General features: G+C 39.9%; 17 protein-coding genes. 16 read left to right on the top strand and 1 reads right to left on the bottom strand.

The features are described from left to right. The first annotated feature begins 159 nt into the window (after positions 1–159). Positions 160–969 (top strand): Uma2 family endonuclease, encoded by an 810-nt coding sequence (locus IQ237_RS24725; RefSeq protein WP_194059905.1) that lies wholly within the window; start codon positions 160–162, stop codon positions 967–969. Positions 970–974: 5 nt separating this feature from the next. Here IQ237_RS24725 and IQ237_RS24720 read toward each other — a convergent pair whose 3' ends face one another. Continuing rightward, complete coding sequence (locus IQ237_RS24720) at positions 975–1,136, bottom strand: hypothetical protein (protein WP_194059903.1); 162 nt, start codon at positions 1,134–1,136, stop codon at positions 975–977. 28 nt (positions 1,137–1,164) lie between these two features. On the opposite strand from IQ237_RS24720, the gene IQ237_RS24715 reads away from it, so the two are divergent. From IQ237_RS24715 to wecB, 15 genes are all read left to right on the top strand, one after another. Then, positions 1,165–1,506 (top strand): nucleotidyltransferase domain-containing protein, encoded by a 342-nt coding sequence (locus IQ237_RS24715; RefSeq protein ID WP_096571348.1) that lies wholly within the window; start codon positions 1,165–1,167, stop codon positions 1,504–1,506. Further along, a complete protein-coding gene (locus IQ237_RS24710) occupies positions 1,499–1,906 on the top strand; it encodes a HEPN domain-containing protein (protein WP_194059901.1) in 408 nt (135 codons plus the stop codon). Before IQ237_RS24715 ends, IQ237_RS24710 begins: the two co-directional genes overlap by 8 nt. Positions 1,907–2,068: 162 nt before the next feature. Then, entirely contained in the window at positions 2,069–2,968 is a 900-nt protein-coding gene (locus IQ237_RS24705) for a DUF4351 domain-containing protein (protein ID WP_194059899.1), read from the top strand. Positions 2,969–3,355: 387 nt separating this feature from the next. Further along, a complete protein-coding gene (locus IQ237_RS24700; RefSeq protein WP_194059897.1) occupies positions 3,356–4,132 on the top strand; it encodes a Uma2 family endonuclease in 777 nt (258 codons plus the stop codon). 443 nt (positions 4,133–4,575) lie between these two features. Next, a complete protein-coding gene (locus IQ237_RS24695) occupies positions 4,576–5,457 on the top strand; it encodes a DUF4351 domain-containing protein (protein WP_194059895.1) in 882 nt (293 codons plus the stop codon). Positions 5,458–5,726: 269 nt separating this feature from the next. After that, the gene (locus tag IQ237_RS24690) at positions 5,727–7,040 is read left to right on the top strand and encodes a nucleotide sugar dehydrogenase (protein WP_194059893.1); all 1,314 of its coding nucleotides are present in this window, start codon (positions 5,727–5,729) and stop codon (positions 7,038–7,040) included. Then, positions 7,037–7,981, top strand: a complete 945-nt coding sequence (locus IQ237_RS24685) for a Gfo/Idh/MocA family protein (protein ID WP_194059884.1) — start codon at positions 7,037–7,039, stop codon at positions 7,979–7,981. The genes IQ237_RS24690 and IQ237_RS24685 overlap by 4 nt, the downstream gene beginning before the upstream one ends. Next, positions 7,974–8,561 (top strand): acyltransferase, encoded by a 588-nt coding sequence (locus IQ237_RS26960; protein WP_194059882.1) that lies wholly within the window; start codon positions 7,974–7,976, stop codon positions 8,559–8,561. The genes IQ237_RS24685 and IQ237_RS26960 overlap by 8 nt, the downstream gene beginning before the upstream one ends. 61 nt (positions 8,562–8,622) lie before the next feature. Next, entirely contained in the window at positions 8,623–9,777 is a 1,155-nt protein-coding gene (locus IQ237_RS24675) for a DegT/DnrJ/EryC1/StrS aminotransferase family protein (protein ID WP_194059880.1), read from the top strand. 235 nt (positions 9,778–10,012) lie between these two features. Beyond that, positions 10,013–10,297 (top strand): hypothetical protein, encoded by a 285-nt coding sequence (locus IQ237_RS24670; RefSeq protein ID WP_194059878.1) that lies wholly within the window; start codon positions 10,013–10,015, stop codon positions 10,295–10,297. 344 nt (positions 10,298–10,641) lie between these two features. Beyond that, positions 10,642–11,823: an oligosaccharide flippase family protein gene (locus IQ237_RS24665; protein ID WP_194059876.1), complete on the top strand. Its 1,182-nt coding sequence runs from the start codon at positions 10,642–10,644 to the stop codon at positions 11,821–11,823. A gap of 171 nt (positions 11,824–11,994) precedes the next feature. Continuing rightward, positions 11,995–13,326, top strand: coding sequence for an oligosaccharide repeat unit polymerase (locus IQ237_RS24660; protein ID WP_194059874.1), 1,332 nt, complete (start codon positions 11,995–11,997; stop codon positions 13,324–13,326). Positions 13,327–13,358: 32 nt separating this feature from the next. Beyond that, positions 13,359–15,230: an asparagine synthase (glutamine-hydrolyzing) gene (gene asnB, locus IQ237_RS24655; RefSeq protein ID WP_194059872.1), complete on the top strand. Its 1,872-nt coding sequence runs from the start codon at positions 13,359–13,361 to the stop codon at positions 15,228–15,230. A 27-nt stretch (positions 15,231–15,257) separates the two neighbouring features. Continuing rightward, positions 15,258–16,397, top strand: coding sequence for a glycosyltransferase family 4 protein (locus IQ237_RS24650; RefSeq protein ID WP_194059870.1), 1,140 nt, complete (start codon positions 15,258–15,260; stop codon positions 16,395–16,397). Next, positions 16,394–17,479, top strand: a complete 1,086-nt coding sequence (gene wecB / locus IQ237_RS24645) for a non-hydrolyzing UDP-N-acetylglucosamine 2-epimerase (protein WP_194059868.1) — start codon at positions 16,394–16,396, stop codon at positions 17,477–17,479. The genes IQ237_RS24650 and wecB overlap by 4 nt, the downstream gene beginning before the upstream one ends. Positions 17,480–17,812 lie beyond the last annotated feature (333 nt).

Raw genomic sequence — 17,812 nt, 5'->3', positions numbered from 1 at the left:
AATCACCAATCACCAATCACCAATCACCAATCACCAATCACCAATCACCAATCACCAATCACCAATCACCAATCACCAATCACCAATCACCAATCACCAATCACCAATCACCAATCACCAATCACCATTATCCAAACTGGGATATTACAATTTTATTATATGTATCAATATTCACCGCCCTTATCACCCCGGGAAGCCCTACCCACCATGTACGACTTACCCAGTGAAGACCCAGAGGAGCCTGGTTTGCCGGACGAATTTCACTTACTACAACCAGAGTTACTGCGGCTGACCTTTCGCCCTCCCAGCTACAAAGAGGATGAGGTATTCACAGCCAGTGACCTCAACTTATATTATGACCCCCGTCATCCCCAATGGTATAAACGGCCAGATTGGTTTGCGGTCTTGGGAGTATCCAGGCTTTATGATGGCAAAGATTTAAGGTTAAGTTATGTGACATGGCAGGAGGGAATTTACCCCTTTGTGGTATTAGAATTACTCTCGCCAGGTACAGAAAAGGAAGACCTAGGGCGAAGTTTCAGGGAAGTGAACCAACCGCCTAATAAGTGGACGGTGTATGAAAGAATGTTAAGGATTCCCTATTACATAGTATTTAATCGCTACACAGATGAGTTACAAGCCTTTGGGTTAGTAGTGAATGAATATCAAGAGTTAAGCCCCCAAGGGTTAGGAATATGGCTCAAAGAAGCCGAGTTAGGTTTAGGGTTATGGGAGGGGATTTATCAAGGGGTGCATCGCCGCTGGTTGCGGTGGTATGACGGGGAGGGGAATTGGATTCCTACACCTGTAGAACAAGAACGCCAACGGGCTGAATTAGCCCAGCAACAAGCAGAACAGGAACGCCAACGGGCTGAATTAGCCCAGCAACAAGCAGAACAGGAACGCCAACGGGCAGAACGTCTGGCGGCTCACCTACGGAGTTTAGGGATTAACCCGGAGGACATATAGCTAGGCTAAGGACTGTCAGTGGGCGATCGCTCAACCATGTGTATGATAACTAGAGCGATTCTATTGCCATTTGTACCAATTTTGCAGGGTGGAAACAGGGAAGAGAAATTACGCGATCGCGGTGAGAGAGTTAAGATAGGATGAGCAACTGCAACAGTTAGAACCATTATTATCATTTTTTATATGAGAGACTGTATGAATACAGAGAATATACCTGTTAAAAAAATACCAAGGGATTTATTGGATGATATTACCCAACGGCTAGTTTCTGCCCTGAATCCAGAACAGGTAATTTTATTTGGTTCCTATGCTTATGGCGAACCTACCGAAGATAGTGATGTTGATTTGTTGGTGATTATCTCCGATTCCAATGAACCCCGCTATCGTCGGGCGCGTCAAGCATATAAAGCCCTCCATGGGATTGGTATACCAAAAGATATTCTGGTTATGACCCGTGCAGAAGTAGAAAGAAAGGCCACCGTAGCAAGTTCATTAGTTAGTCAGGCACTCAGTCAAGGTAAAATCCTTTATGGATAGTCCTAAGGATGAGGAGGTTAGGCAGTGGATAATTAAAAGTCAGCGAGATATTAAGGTTGCCCGTATACTCATTGAAAATGAAGTATCATTATTAGATGCTGTTGTTTATCATTGTCAACAAAGTGCCGAGAAAGCATTAAAAGCTTATTTGACATATCAAGATTTAGTATTTAAGAAAACCCATGATCTGAGTGTTTTGGTAGAGATGTGTTCAGTTTTTGAACCACATTTTCAGGATTTGGAAGATATGGCTGACACTCTAACACCTTACGCCACGGAATTTCGCTACCCAGGGGACATAATTGAGCCGGAAAGGTATGAAGCTGAAGAAGCCTTGCAGATGGCTGCGACAGTGCTAGAGTTTGTAACTAAATTATTACCAAATAAATTCAGTCTCTAGCCCGAGTGAGTGGCGATCGCGGTTTATGGGTGAGATTAAGATTTAAACAGAGTCCAAAATCATTTCAGCGACTTACGATTAGCAAATGTGGGGCGATCTGCTTGCAGGAGGAGCGCTTCGCCATTCATACAAAACAAACATACTGATAACTCATAATAAACAGTGGTGAAAAAAGCAGACATAGGGGGAAAAAGATTAATCAGTCTTGCACCCAACACCTGGGTAAAATGGATTACCCAGCGCAGTGACTTACAAGTACAAGACATCCTCAACACAGAATTTCAGTGGATAGAGCGGGAAAGTGATGTTTTACTGAAGGTTTTATCGCCAGAAATAGGAGAATTTTTGCTGCTCAACGAGTTACAGCTACGGTACAATCAAAGAATGCCCCGAAGGATAAGGGCTTATACCGCTTTAGCAGAAGAGAGTTATAATTTACCAGTGTATCCAGTTTTAATCAATATTCTGCCACCGAGTAGTAAACAAAGCATTCCCCAACGTTATGAATCAGAAATATTAGGGATAACTGCTCATCAAGACTACCAAGTGATTAACCTGTGGCAAGTGGATGTTAATCTGGTATTTGAGCAGAAGATATCAACCCTATTGCCATTTGTACCAATTTTGCAAGGTGGAAACAGGGAAGAGAAATTACGTCAAGCGGTGAGAGAGTTAAGACAGGATGAGCAACTGCAAGACTTAGAACCGTTATTGTCATTTTTTGCTAGTTTTGTATTGGATATTCCCTTAGTTCAACAAATCATGAGGTGGGATATGACAGTATTGAGAGAATCACCCTGGTATGAGGAAATATTGAAAGAGGGATTACAGCAGGGGAAAAAACAAGGATTACAACAGGGACGACTTGAAGGGGAAACCCAATTAGTTATACGTCAGTTACAGCGTCGCTTGGGAACCTTGGATGATACACTCAAACAGCAAATTCAGATGCTACCAGTAGAGCAACTGGAAAGTTTAGCAGAAGAATTACTAGACTTTAGGGATGTGGAACAGTTACAGACTTGGTTAGAACAGCTTTCCTCGCGTAGTGGTGATTTATGATGACCTTCTGCACCAAGGGGCGATATGCTTGCAGCAGCGCCTTGCGATCGCCATTAAGTAGGGCTTGCTGAACAAATATAAAACCTAGATAAATCAAAGGTTTGAGGCTGAACAAAAGGAAATAAAGTGCAAGATTTTTCAAGGGTATACCTGAAAAACCTTGCATTTTGGGGATCGCAAACCCAAAAATTTGGGGATGACAGATAGCTGAAACTGTTCCCTGTTCCCTGTTAAGAGTTCCCTGTCTTCACGACAAGACTTTTTCAGCAAACCCTAACTACGGGCGATCGCCATTTTTCAACTTTCCCCAAATTTAGTAGAATAGATATTATTTTTAGGTAAACTAAACTGATCGACAACTATTAACAGCATCAGGAGTAAAATTCCATGGCAGCAATTACAGCCCAAGAACTAGAGTTGCAGATGCCCGATGCCAGCCAACTTTTGAGTGATGAACCAGAGATGGAAAGTTCCTTGCATTACATGCAATTGTTGTTACTGGTCACCTGTCTAGAATGGGCATGGCAAGAACGCGATGATTTTTTCATCGGTGCGAATTTGACCATTTACTTCAGTCGCCAACAACTCAAAAATCGAGACTTCCGTGGTCCTGACTTTTTCCTCGTCAAAGGCACAACTCGATCACCGCGTAACTCTTGGGTTGTCTGGGAAGAAGATGGCCGTTACCCTGATTTAATCATTGAATTATTGTCTGACTCGACAGCCAATGTTGATCGCAATGCCAAACTGGAGCTATACGCTAAAAGATTTCATACCCCTGAATACTTTTATTTTTCTCCCGACACTTTAGAATTTGCAGGATTTAAACTAAATTTCGACACCTATCTTCCTATTCCCCCCAATGCTCAAGGTTGGTTATGGAGTGAAGCTCTCGGCTTTTTTCTTGGTATTCATAATCGACAGTTGCGTTATTTTTCTGTAGAAGGGGCTATGGTCCCTACGCCACAGGAAGCCGCCAAAAATGAAATGTTTAAGGCCAATCAAGCGATGCAAATTGCTAGACGTTCTAATGAACGCGCAGAAAAAGAATTGCAACGCGCAGAAAAAGAATTGCAACGCGCAGAAAAAGAAAAAGCAAGAGCCGATCACCTAGCCGCCAAGCTCAAAGAATTGGGGATTGATCCTGATGAACTAGGAAGTTGACTGCGATATAAAACCTAGACAAAGCTAGACTTTACTTTCTACTTCAACGGGAGCATGGGAGCGGTTATCCCTCTGTAGACTTTCACGCTGTAGCCCAACGCGATTGTGTTCCAATTAACTTTCTGAAAAAGACTACCACCATCATTGCTTGGTTTTCGCGTCGGCAATAGTCTCAATTCAATACTTGATATCACCGTATTATATATCAAGTAGTTGATTTTTTCCGGAAAATATATTGATTTTTGTCAATATAAGTATAGTTTTGTATATGAAATTGTCAACTTAGGACAAGCTCTTAATTTATTCCCAAGCTGATCTCTTGACGGTTGACGGTTGACGGTTGACCGTAATAAGGGGTAATCGGCTTGTAGCAGCGGTTCGCGATCGCTGTTTACACAAAACAAATATACTGAGAACTTACAACTCATAAATGATAACAAACAGTGGCGAAAAAAGCAGACATAGGGGGAAAAAGATTAATCAGTCTCGCACCCAACACCTGGGTAAAATGGATTACTCAGCGCAGCGACTTGCAAGTACAAGACATCCTCAACACAGAATTTCAGTGGATAGAGCGGGAAAGTGATGTTTTATTGAAAGTTTTATCCCCGGAAATAGGGGAATTTTTACTCCTCAACGAGTTACAGCTACGGTACAATCAAAGAATGCCCCGAAGGATAAGGGCTTATACCGCTTTAGCAGAAGAGAGTTATAATTTACCAGTGTATCCAGTTTTAATCAATATTCTGCCACCGAGTAGTAAACAAAGCATTCCCCAACGTTATGAATCAGAAATATTAGGGATAACTGCTCATCAAGACTACCAAGTGATTAACCTGTGGCAAGTGGATGTTAATCTGGTATTTGAGCAGAAGATATCAACCCTATTGCCATTTGTACCAATTTTGCAAGGTGGAAACAGGGAAGAGAAATTACGCCAAGCGGTGAGAGAGTTAAGACAGGATGAGCAACTGCAAGACTTAGAACCGTTATTGTCATTTTTTGCTAGTTTTGTATTGGATATTCCCTTAGTTCAACAAATCATGAGGTGGGATATGACAGTATTGAGAGAATCACCCTGGTATGAGGAAATATTGAAAGAGGGATTACAGCAGGGACGACAAGAAGGACGACAAGAAGGACGACAAGAAGGGGAAACCCAATTGGTTCTACGTCTGTTACAGCGTCGCTTAGGAACCTTGGATGATACACTCAAACAGCAAATTCAGATGCTACCAGTAGAGCAACTGGAAAGTTTAGCAGAAGAATTATTAGACTTCAGAGATGTACAACAGTTACAGACTTGGTTGAAAAGTCTTTCTTGACTGTTGACGGTTGACTGTACCAAGGGGCGATCGCTATTAGGTATGGGTGCGGGCGCTTCGCCATTCATACAAAACAAATATACTGAGAACTTATAACCCATAAATCATAACCAACCGTGGCGAAAAAAGGGCAGGAGGCGGGGAGCAGGGAGCAGAGGGAAGTTAATAACCCAATGCCCAATCACCTTTCATGAATTGTCCCTACCAAGGGTTTCAGGTTATGCATATTTAATTTTCGGACAGGTCTATTGCTAATAGAGAAATTTAACATGACAATTTTGCAGGAATTGAAAGAGAAAATAATTAACCACACAGCCGTCATCGGTGTTATTGGACTGGGTTATGTAGGCTTACCTTTTGCAGTGGAAAAAGCAAAGGTGGGATTTCAGGTGATTGGTATTGAGCAAAATCCTGTGAGAGCCGAAAGAGTAAATGATGCTGATAATTATATTAGTGATGTTAAAGATGATGAACTCAAACAAGTAGTTAGTGATGGTAAACTCAAAGCAGTCACAGGATTTGATGTTGTACCAGAAATAGATGTACTAGTAATTTGTGTTCCCACCCCTTTAACAAAAAACCTCACACCAGACTTAAGCTATGTAGAAGGTGTCACTAAAGGCATTGCTAAATGGTTGAGACCGGGGCAATTAGTTACTTTAGAATCTACGACTTATCCGGGAACAACCGATGAAATTATGCGCCCGTTGTTAGAGGAGACAGGACTTCGACAAGGAGTAGACTTCTTTCTCGCCCATTCACCGGAAAGGGTAGACCCTGGTAATAAACGCTATACCACCAAGAATACTAATAAAGTTGTTGGTGCTTCTGACCCTAATTCTCTGACAGTCGCTAAGTTGTTTTATGAGCAAACCATTGACCATGTTGTGCCGGTAAATAGCGCTAAAGCAGCAGAGTTGGTCAAAGTGTTTGAAAATACTTTCCGCGCTGTGAATATTGCCTTAGTGAATGAACTGGCTTTATTGTGCGATCGCATGGGTATAGATGTCTGGGAAGTATTAGACGCCGCCAACACTAAACCCTTTGGGATTATGCCCTTTTATCCAGGACCAGGGGTAGGTGGACACTGTATCCCCATTGACCCGCACTATTTAGAATGGAAGGCTAAGGAATTTAACTTTGATACCCATTTTATTGCTTTGGCAGGGGAAATAAACCGCAGAATGCCAGAGTTTGTCAGGGAAAAAACCTGTAGGGTGTTAAATAAATTGGGGGTAGCGCCTAGCAGGGCTAAGGTATTGATTCTTGGTGTGGCGTATAAAAAGGACTTAGGCGACTGGCGAGAATCTCCTGCTATTCATGTAATCACTAAATTGTTAGAAGATGGGGTAGAAATTGCCTATCACGACTCCTTTGTGCCCGAAATTTATATTCGGGGGCAAAAATTTAATTCCGTACCATTAAATAATGACACCTTGGCAAGTTACGAATTGGTAATTATTACCACAGACCACAGTGATATTGATTACCATAACTTGGTTAGTCATGCTGCGGCTGTATTGGATACCCGGGGAGTAACCAGAAAATTAGACTGTGACAAAGACAAGGTGACATTATTATGAGACAAGTAATTGTGGTGGGGGCAGGGAATTGGGGTAAAAATCTGATTCACAACTTTTACAATTTGGGTGCTTTGGACGGGGTGGCGGAAATGAACCCAGATTTACGCCAGCAAGTTGAAAGCAAATATCCAGAAGTCAAAACTTATACAGATTTTGCATCAGTCTTAGAAAGTGATGTTTCGGCAGTGGTGTTAGCAACTCCCGCCCCCACCCACTACCAGTTGGCTATGACAGCCTTAACAGCAGGGAAGGATGTGTTTGTCGAAAAGCCCATGACTCTCACGACTCCAGAGGCAAAAGCCCTGGCTGAATATGCTGACCAACAGGGGCGTATCCTCATGGTGGGGCATTTACTGCTCTATCAACCTGCTATTACTTGGATGCGGGATTACTTAGCCCAAGGAAAAGGCGGGAAAGTGCTTCATGTTGCCACCCAAAGAGCCAAGTTGGGTAAAGTACGTAGGGAAGAAAACGTTTGGTGGTCTTTTGCACCCCATGATGTATCTGTTGTCCTGGATTTATTGGGTAATCCTACTCTATCGAGAGTGCAAGCCAGCGGTCAGGCTATGTTACAACCGGGAATTGAAGATAATGTTTATGTTGATATTGTCTTTGAGAGCGGGCAAACTGCTCACCTCCATTCTTCTTGGTATTGGCCTGAGTTACTACGCAGCACCACAGTAATTACAGAACAAGAAATGCTCGTTTATGATGAAGTTGCTCAAAAGGTGACTATATATCATAAGGGTGTAGATGACCAACTGAATAACCGTGATCAGGGCAGTCAAGTTGTGGATGTGGCAAATTCAGAGCCTCTGAAAATCGAATGTGAACATTTTTTAGACTGTTTGCAAACCCGTAAACAGCCCCGTTCTGATGGATGGAATGGAGTAGCGGTAGTGGAAATTTTAGAAAAAGCTCAGGAGGCATTACGTGGTTAATTATTTTGCCCATGAATCCGCTTATGTAGATGAGGGTGCCCAAATTGGTGAAGGTACGAAAATCTGGCACTTTTGCCATGTATTTGGCAAGGCGAAAATCGGTAATAACTGCAATTTAGGACAAAATGTGCTGGTTGCTAATAATGTGGTGGTGGGCAACAACTGCAAAATTCAAAATAATGTCTCCCTATATGAAGGGGTGATTCTAGAAGATTATGTCTTTTGCGGACCGAGTATGGTATTCACTAATATTAAAACGCCGCGTTGTGAATATCCTCGCAATACCAGCAATGATTATCGCCAAACTTTAGTGAAACGGGGAGCGAGTATTGGGGCTAATGCGACTATTGTTTGTGGCGTCACTCTCCATGAGTGTGCTTTCGTGGCTGCGGGTGCAGTGGTGACAAAAGATGTTCCTGCTTATGCTATGGTAGCTGGGGTTCCAGCCAGAATCATCGGTTGGATGAGCGCCTATGGGGATGTATTGGAGTTTGATGCAGATGGCTATGCTGTAGATTCTACAGAGGTCAAGTATCAGCAATTGTCGGCAAATCAGGTCATCAAGTTGTCGGCGAATTAATTGCCCAGTCCCTTTCTATATCCCATTCAACAATTTTATTTACTAATTTATTTACCAAACCATGAAAATTCCTGTTCTTGACCTCAAACCTCAGTACGAGCAAATTAAAGACCAAGTACAAGCAGCGATGAATCGAGTCTTGGAGTCTGGTCAATTTATTATGGGTCCTGATGTCAAGCTGTTTGAGCAGGAGGTGGCAGAGTATTTAGGGGTAAAACATACAGTTGCTGTTAACTCCGGCACAGATGCCTTGGTGATTGGTTTACGCGCTCTGGGTATTGGAGTGGGGGATGAGGTAATTACTACCCCCTTTTCTTTTTTTGCTACGGCAGAATCTATTAGTAATGTGGGTGCAAAGCCAATTTTTGCTGATATTGACCCCCAAAGTTTTAACATTGACCCAGAAGCTATTAGGAAGCATATCACACCTAATACCAAGGCGATTATGCCTGTGCATCTCTATGGTAATCCCGCTGCGATGGGGCAAATTATGGATATTGCCCAGGAGTATGGGTTAAAGGTAATTGAAGATTGCGCTCAGTCCTTTGGCTCTAGGTATTATGGTGGATGTCCTGGGTGTGAGGGGGATTGTCAAGAAAGTACTAGGGATGCTATTCAAGGTAAGTTAACGGGAACTATTGGTGATGTAGGTGCTTATTCCTTTTTCCCTTCTAAGAATTTGGGCTGTTATGGGGATGGGGGTATGGTAGTCACAAATGATGACCAAGTGGCAGAACTAGCCCGGATGTTGCGAGTACATGGGGCAAAAAAGAAATATCACAATGAGATATTGGGCTATAATTCCCGGTTAGATACCCTGCAAGCGGCGATTTTACGGGTGAAGTTACAGTATATTGACCAATGGAATCAGGGGAGAAGAAGAGTCGCTCAAGTCTATAATGATCTCTTGGCTAATATTCCTGATATTGTCACACCTATGATTAGCGATGGTCATGTGTTTCATCAATATACTATCAGGGTGCTGAATGGCAAAAGAGATTCAATAAAGGAATATCTGGCATCTAAGGGTATTGGTTCGATGGTTTATTATCCTATTCCTCAGGATCAACTTCCTATTTATCAAGGGCAATATCCCATAAATCCAGTTAGTGAGATGTTAGCAGCAGAGGCTTTAAGTCTGCCAATTTGGACAGAGATAACTAAAAGCGAACAGCTACAGGTAGTAGATACCATTGTTGCTAAAACAAAAAATTAAAATTAGTAATTTTGCTTACCAGGTGACAAAACAGCTTGTTTCATAAGGGATAAGGTATAAAGCCTATCGTTGACCAGTGTGGCTAATTTCCTTTCAGCGCGGATTTCAATCTCGAAAGCAAAAACAGCGCGCAGAATACATAAGGAAATTAAGAGAAGGATTGGCCGAACAGTTTACTGAGCTAGTGTTAGTTCCGTCTACCAGGCAAGTACCCTATTACCGAACAAAGAACTTTATGGATGGTCAAAATGGAGTATATCGTTATGATTATCATAACGATACAGATCCTACTTGGAGAGGCTACGGTAGTTGGGAGTTATCTGGAACGATGCTGTTGGGCTGGTGGTCTTATCTACCGGATCCGTCCATTAGTAAAGTCTATTGTAATTTAGCATCATTTTATCCAGAAAGAATATCAAAAAATATACTTTCAAAGCTTCCAACCTACACAGTTAAAGGACGTGAAAATCCATTGAAACTAATAAATAAGCTTGCTTGTGCGACATTATATATGCCCTAGTATTTTCAATTGTTTAGATGAGACTAAAGTTATCACCTTTCCTAAGCAATACCATCACAGTATTAATGGTGACACTTGTATCTCAGATGATTCCGATGGTCTCATTGCCGTGAAATATGAGTTTATAATCTCAAACGCAGGTTCAAAATGTTTATGGGCGATCGCCTTTTATTTGTGATATCAAACAGAGTCCAAAATCATCATAATCAAACATCTTTGGATAATACATTAAACAATATCTCCGAGAGATTGAGGGGGTAACGTTTATGTTTTTCAAGTTTTCTCCCTTCTGGTATAGTGTATATACGGTTATAAGTGGTACTGTAATAGCGCAATCTATACCTATGGTATCTTTAGTATTACTGACTCGGATTGTAAATACTACGGATTTAGGTAACTTTTTTTTATGGTTTGCTGCTTCTTCAATACCTATATTGTTAGCTAGTGCTAGTCTTGATAAAGCTATTTTTTTAGCAGACAAATATGATGATATTACTGATATGCTAAAATTAAGCTTTTTTATTAGCTCTATTGTGGCATTACTAACTTTTGTTATCATCTCAGTAGTTAAAATAACGGGGTATTCCGTGGTTAGTGATGTGATAAAGGATTATGCAGCAAGTTTCGCCACCTATTCCTTTATCATGTCACTCCAAAAAAATTTACAGTCAGTAATAATTTATAGGTCAGAATTTAAATTATTGAATAAATCAAAACTTACCCTAGCGGGATCTGTTGCATTGGGACAACTCGTTACTGGACTGCTGGGACTGGGTATTAAAGGACTAATTTATTCGACCGTATTGTTATCAGGACTATCTACTTTATTGGTAATGCAATGGCTCAATGTTTCATTCACTAAACTTTGTACTAGTATTTCTATTCCCACTTTGAAACATACATTGCTTGAGAATTATAAATTTATAGTGTTTTCCTTACCTGCTGAACTAATCAATCTTGTCGCCAGCCAGATACCGATTTTTACAATTTCCGCAAGGTTCGGTGCAGTGCATGTAGCAATGTACTCGCTTGTTTTACGGGTTATGGCTGTGCCTATTGGACTACTAGGAAACTCAGTGCTGACCGTTTTCAAAGACCAAGCTGCCAGAGATTTTCGTGAGCAAGGTAACTGTAAATATATTTATGTTAAGACCCTGAAGTATCTAAGCATATTATCGTGGTTACCATTTTTATTGCTATATTTATTTGGACATCCTGCCTTTCAGCTATTATTTGGAGAAGAATTAGGAATGGCAGGTGAGTACGCCTCCACACTAGCAATTGTATACTTTTTCATCTTCATATCTTCCCCTCTCAGTTATGTCCTATTTTTTTCCGATCAAGGTAAATTGATCAACTTATTTAGCCAGGTAACTTACTGTTTAATCGTAATTTTTGTTTTTACTTACGCTGATTCCATGGATAATGCAATTTTCTACTATGCTATTTTTGGTTCCGTTTATTATTTGATATATTTGTTTCTATCATATCGTAGTGCTATAGGTTTTCAACCGAAAAAATCCTGATATATCCTTTTTGTGTTCCATATTATACTGCTATATTGGCAATAATACTGTAAGCTGACGCGCCCAAGCTGCTGAAAATTACTGTGTTAGTCAGACAAATCACAGGGTGACTAAGGAAAGCCCGGTGGCTTAGTTGAGATAACCTCTTGTTTATTTGTAATACCAGAAAAAATGGAAACCGTATCTAGCAAAATTAAAATCAAATCTGAGATTTTTAAAGTCATAATATTGTGCATAATATATTTTGCGTGTCTTCTAGGAGTTTATTCCAGGTATTTTGTCGTCACCTATGGATACCAGGGTTTTAGAGATAGTCTGAACCTGAGCAACCTACCCTTATCTATATCCATCCTATCACTTCTGACCTTTTTTGCAGGCACCCAGAAAAAACCTTCTGTTGTATTTCTTCACTTCAGTTTATTGTTTATTGTTATTCCATCACTAACTCTTTTCTGTGGAGCCGACGTTCAAAGTGATTTTATTTTCGTGACAGTATCAGCACATTGCCTGCTCTCAGCTTCTACTTACATCCCTATTCCTAAGCTTAAATTACCTAGTATTAGTCGTCAAAAAATACAAACATATTTATTGTTTTTGACAGTACTAGTCATCGCTTCTATTTTCCTGATGGGAGGCAGTAGATATTTAAATTTTGATTTAACTAAAGTGTATGATTTTAGGAGAGAAGCTGCAGGAAATTTGCCTGCCATATACGGCTATTTGTCTCCCAACCTGGGGCAGATAATTATTCCGACAGGAATTACTATTGCACTTCTAAATAAGCGTTGGCAGGCGGTATTCACTTTAATGGTTTGTGCAATATTAATCTTCGGACTTACATCCCACAAGGGTCCTTTATTTTATCCTTTACTTGTCATCTTCATATATTTCTTCTCTCAAAGACAAAGGTTCTTTACTTACTTAGTTTTATTATTAATATTAATAGTATTGTTGAGTGGAGTTGACCTGCTATTACTACAACAAGCTTCTGGCGAAAATATATTGTCCGGTTGGTTCGCAAGCACATTTATCCATAGGACAATCATGGTTCCTGCATATTTGAACTGGGCTCACTTTGACTTTTTTTCGGACACCAATAAATATTACTACTGGTCAGATTCTATACTGTCACTGGGAATGTTAACTTCTCCCTACGATTTATCTATACCGAAACTTATCGGTTACTATTACGCTCAAGGAGCACATGCCAATACAGGTTGGATTGGCAGTGGTTATGCTCAGGCTGGACTAATTGGTGTTTATTTGTATTCAATTTTGATGGGCTTATGTTTTTCTTACCTGAACTCTGTGGGCAAGAAAATTGGTAATTCGTTGGTGATATCAATATTCGCGATACCTGCCTTGACGATGATTACATCTGCGGACTTACCCACAATGTTACTAACTCATGGTTTGCTGATAGGTCTCATACTAGTTACCATACTCAAAAAGGACAATTACAGAAAAGCAGTTGGAACTGATAGATTATCAAACTGTCAATAATAATTCACTACCTGGTCAGGGCTAAAATAATCATGTGTGGAATTTTTGGGGTTATTTCTCAGTCGAAAAATATTAGAGAGTTGCTTGTAAGGGCTGAACTAATTCAAAATCATCGTGGACCTGATTATCAGGGTACGTATCATTGTGAAATTAAAAGTTGGCAAATTGGATTAGGACATCAAAGACTTTCAATTTTAGATTTAAGTGAATTGGGAAATCAGCCCATGGTTTCCTATAGTAAAAATAGTTATATTGTTTTCAACGGTGAAATCTACAATTATTTAGAAATTCGTCAAGAGCTAAAGTCACTAGGCTACTCTTTCCATAGTGATTCGGACACAGAGGTGTTAATAACATCTTTGGAACACTGGGGAATAGAAACTACTATATCTAAACTTAATGGGATGTGGTCTTTCGCCTGGTTGAATCTGAAAACTCAGAAATTGATTTTGTGTAGGGATAGAATAGGTATTAAACCTTTATATTATTCGATAGTAGATAAATGTTTATACTTCGCATCAGAAGTTAAGACAATTTTAGAGGTGAGTAACCGTCGATTTGCGATTAATTTTCAAGTCGTGGGGGAATATTTACTCCAATCTCTTCTGGAAAGTAATAATCAGAGTTTTTTTCAAGGAATTGATAAGATTGATCCAGGAACTTATGCTGTATTTGATTTATCACAGGATAATCTGCAGCTAACTTTAAAACGGTACTGGTCAATAAAAAGGCAAGAGGTAAAATTTAATTCTGAAACAGAAATCATCGAGAAAGTGCGGGAACTTTTCTTTGATGCTGTTCGACTAAGATTAAGAAGTGATGTTCCTGTTGGGGTTTTGTTATCCGGTGGAGTTGATTCATCGGCAATTGCAGCAGTAGTCCAAAATATTTTGGGTAAGGATGTAAACTTAAGTCTCTTATCATCTGTTAGCAATGATCCCCGATTTGATGAGTCATACTTTATTGACATCATGGGGGGTCATTTAGGCAAGGAAGTTAATAAGGTAACTTTAGATTTGCAACCTGGTCGAGCTTTTGAACTCTTAGAAAAAGCTTGCTGGCATAATGATCAACCTATTGGTGGATTTTCCAATGTTGCTCATTTTTTGCTTATGGAGCAGGCAAAGAACTTAGGAATCACTGTTATTTTAAGCGGACAGGGTGCAGATGAGTTGCTATGTGGATACAGAAAATACACAGGCTTTTATCTACAATATTTGGCGAGAGAAAAACAATATGTAAGGATGTTCAAAACATTAGCTGCATTCATCACCAACAAAACTATTATTAACCAGTTCTCTTTTGCCGATGCGAAGAGATATTTACCTAACTTGTTCTTCAATCGTCAAGAAATAAATATTTCTGGTTTTGCTCTGAAAGATTTTGTTAGTCAACCATTAGGTTTATCTATGGGAATGACAGTAGTAGATAGGCAAGTTTCTGATATAGAAAGATTTTCTGTGCCTGCCTTACTACACTATGAAGATAGAATGTCTATGGCATGGTCGAGAGAAATCAGAGTTCCCTTTTTGGATTATCGACTGGTCGATATGTTGAGTAATTTACCAATAGAACTAAAATTAAGGAGCGGATGGACTAAATATATTTTTCGTAGAGCTATTTCTCCATTCTTGCCGCAAGAAATTGCGTGGAGGAAAGATAAACAAGGCTTTATTAACCCTGAAAGTCAATGGCTAAAATCATCCCTAAAAGCAGAAGTTTTAAATTATTTTGAGGAGGATAGTTTGATTTTTAAACATCAGATTATTGACCGTAATAAATTAATAGAAAAATATAACAATTACTGCCAAATTAATAACAATTCTGTTGCTTATAGGGATATATTTAATCCATTATCTTTAGAAATTTGGCTCAGAAAGTATCAAACATACATTAGCAGCTAGTTATTGAATTATCAAAAAACTTCTACAATGAACTCTACTTTTTCTAAATCTTCAAATAGAAATGTTTGTCATTTGACTTCTGTCCACTATTGGCAAGATACTCGCATCTTCCTTAAAGAGTGTACATCTTTAGCTGCTTCTGGATATACTACCTATTTGGTTGCTCCCAATGCACCTAATGAAGCTAAGAATTTAGTTAATTTTCAGGGAGTTAAGAAGTTTAAAACTAGCCGTATATTACGGTTTACCAAAACTGTTTGGGATACTTATGATCTGGCTGTATCAATCGATGCCGATCTTTATCATTTCCACGATCCTGAATTAATTCCCGTTGGGTTACTCCTCAAGTTGCAAGGTAAAAAAGTTATTTATGATGTTCATGAGGATGTGCCAGGGGATATCCTTACGAAAGATTGGATACCTACTCCATTTCGTAAACTTACGGCTTTAGCCTTTGAAAAACTGGAAAATTTTGCTGCCCCCAAGTTCGATGCCATTGTTACCGCTACACCATTTATTCGGCAGCGATTTTTAAAGTTAAATCCCTTAACCATTGACATCAATAACTACCCTATATTAACAGAATTAGTTACACCAGAATCGTCTTCACCGGAAAAGGAAAAAAGCGTTTGTTACGTGGGGGGTATTTGCCAAATTCGAGGAATCTTGGAAATGGTGCAAGCTATTGGTATGACAGATACCACCTTACTACTGGGGGGAACCTTTAGCAATGCAGGTGAAAAAGTTAAGGCGGAGTCTTTAACTGGATGGCAAAATGTTCGAGCACTAGGCCAACTAAACAGGCAAGAGGTTGCTGATGTTTTATCTCGCTCAGTAGCTGGTTTAGTTCTTTTTTGTCCAGCACCAAATCATGTGGATGCACAGCCTAATAAAATGTTTGAGTATATGTCAGCCGGGATTCCAGTCATTGCCTCTAACTTTCCCCTCTGGCGGGAAATTATTGAAGGTAATAACTGTGGGATTTGTGTTGATCCCCTCAATCCCCAAGAAATTAGCGAAGCTATCCAATATTTAATCAATCATCCCGAAGCTGCTGCGGAAATGGGTAAAAATGGCAGCCAAGCAGTGGAAACTAAATATAACTGGGAGCAGGAAGCCCAAAAACTACTATCACTTTACCAAGAGCTTTTACCAACACAGCCATGAAAATTTTGACCATTGTGGGAGCTAGACCTCAATTTATCAAAGCCGCAACGGTCTCCCGTGCCATTGAGGAATATTCAGACTCTCATATTCAAGAAATCCTAGTGCATACCGGTCAACATTACGACGTTAATATGTCTGATGTCTTTTTCACCGAAATGCAAATTCCCTCACCGCAATATCATCTGGGAATTGGCGGCGGTTCCCACGGCGCAATGACCGGTCACATGCTCTCAAAAATTGAGCAAGTGCTGCTGAAGGAAACCCCTGATGTAGTTCTTGTATATGGTGACACTAACTCTACCTTAGCTGGGGCATTGGCTGCGGCTAAACTCCATATTCCTGTAGCTCATGTGGAAGCGGGGTTACGTTCCTTCAATCGCCAAATGCCAGAAGAAATTAATCGAGTTCTTACTGATCATCTTTCTGATTGGTTATTTTGTCCCACCCACACCGCCATTGCTAATTTAGCACAGGAAGGTATTGTTGACAGTAGTTCAACCCGGGTGTGTCATGTGGGGGATGTCATGTATGATGCTGCTCTATTTTACCGGAATATTGCCCAAGCCTCCGATGCCACAAACCAGTTAATCAGTGAACTAAAGAGTCAATTTTATCTAGCTACGATTCACAGAGCGGAAAATACAGATAACCCTGATCGTCTTGATGATATTCTGCAAGCTTTAAACTTGATTTCTCAAACAACTCCTGTGGTTCTCCCTTTGCATCCCCGAACCCGCAAGATATTAGAACAAACACAATTTCATCATATTCGATTTCTGGAACCTGTAGGTTATTTTGATATGATTACTTTCTTAAGTCATTGTCAGGGAGTTTTTACAGATAGCGGTGGAGTGCAAAAAGAAGCATATTTTTTCCGTAAGCCCTGTGTTACTTTACGCGAGGAGACCGAATGGGTGGAATTAGTAAAGTGTGGTGTTAATGTATTAACAGGAGCCAGTTTTGAAAAGATTATAGATACTGAAAAACATATTCATAACTCTGAATTTGATTATTCCCAAGAACTTTATGGGAGTGGTAACTCCAGCTATAAAATAGTAGAAATACTCAGTCAAAAGATGTAATTTTTACAATTTAATTTTTACCTAGTCTTACCTCAGTTAACTAATTAGTTTATACAATTCTAACCTAATTATGAACTGGAAATTAAAAGCAAAAATACAAAATCTAGTTAGTCTTCTCCCGCCAAATCTCTCCTATTCTGCCTATTACTGGATACAGAGAAACTTTGGCTCTCTGAAAAAGAATAAGCTTAATCCCATGAGCAGACTAAGTAAGTCGGCGTGAGAAAACCAAACTATGTAAAGATAAGTAAATACGGAGAAGACATCTACCAAGGTGATAGAGATATGGGTGCTCGTTTGAGGGTATTTTTAACTCGTAAGCAAGACGAAATG

The sequence above is a fragment of the Sphaerospermopsis sp. LEGE 08334 genome (assembly GCF_015207205.1).
Lineage (GTDB): Bacteria > Cyanobacteriota > Cyanobacteriia > Cyanobacteriales > Nostocaceae > Sphaerospermopsis.
This window is presented reverse-complemented; position numbering and strand designations above follow the sequence as displayed.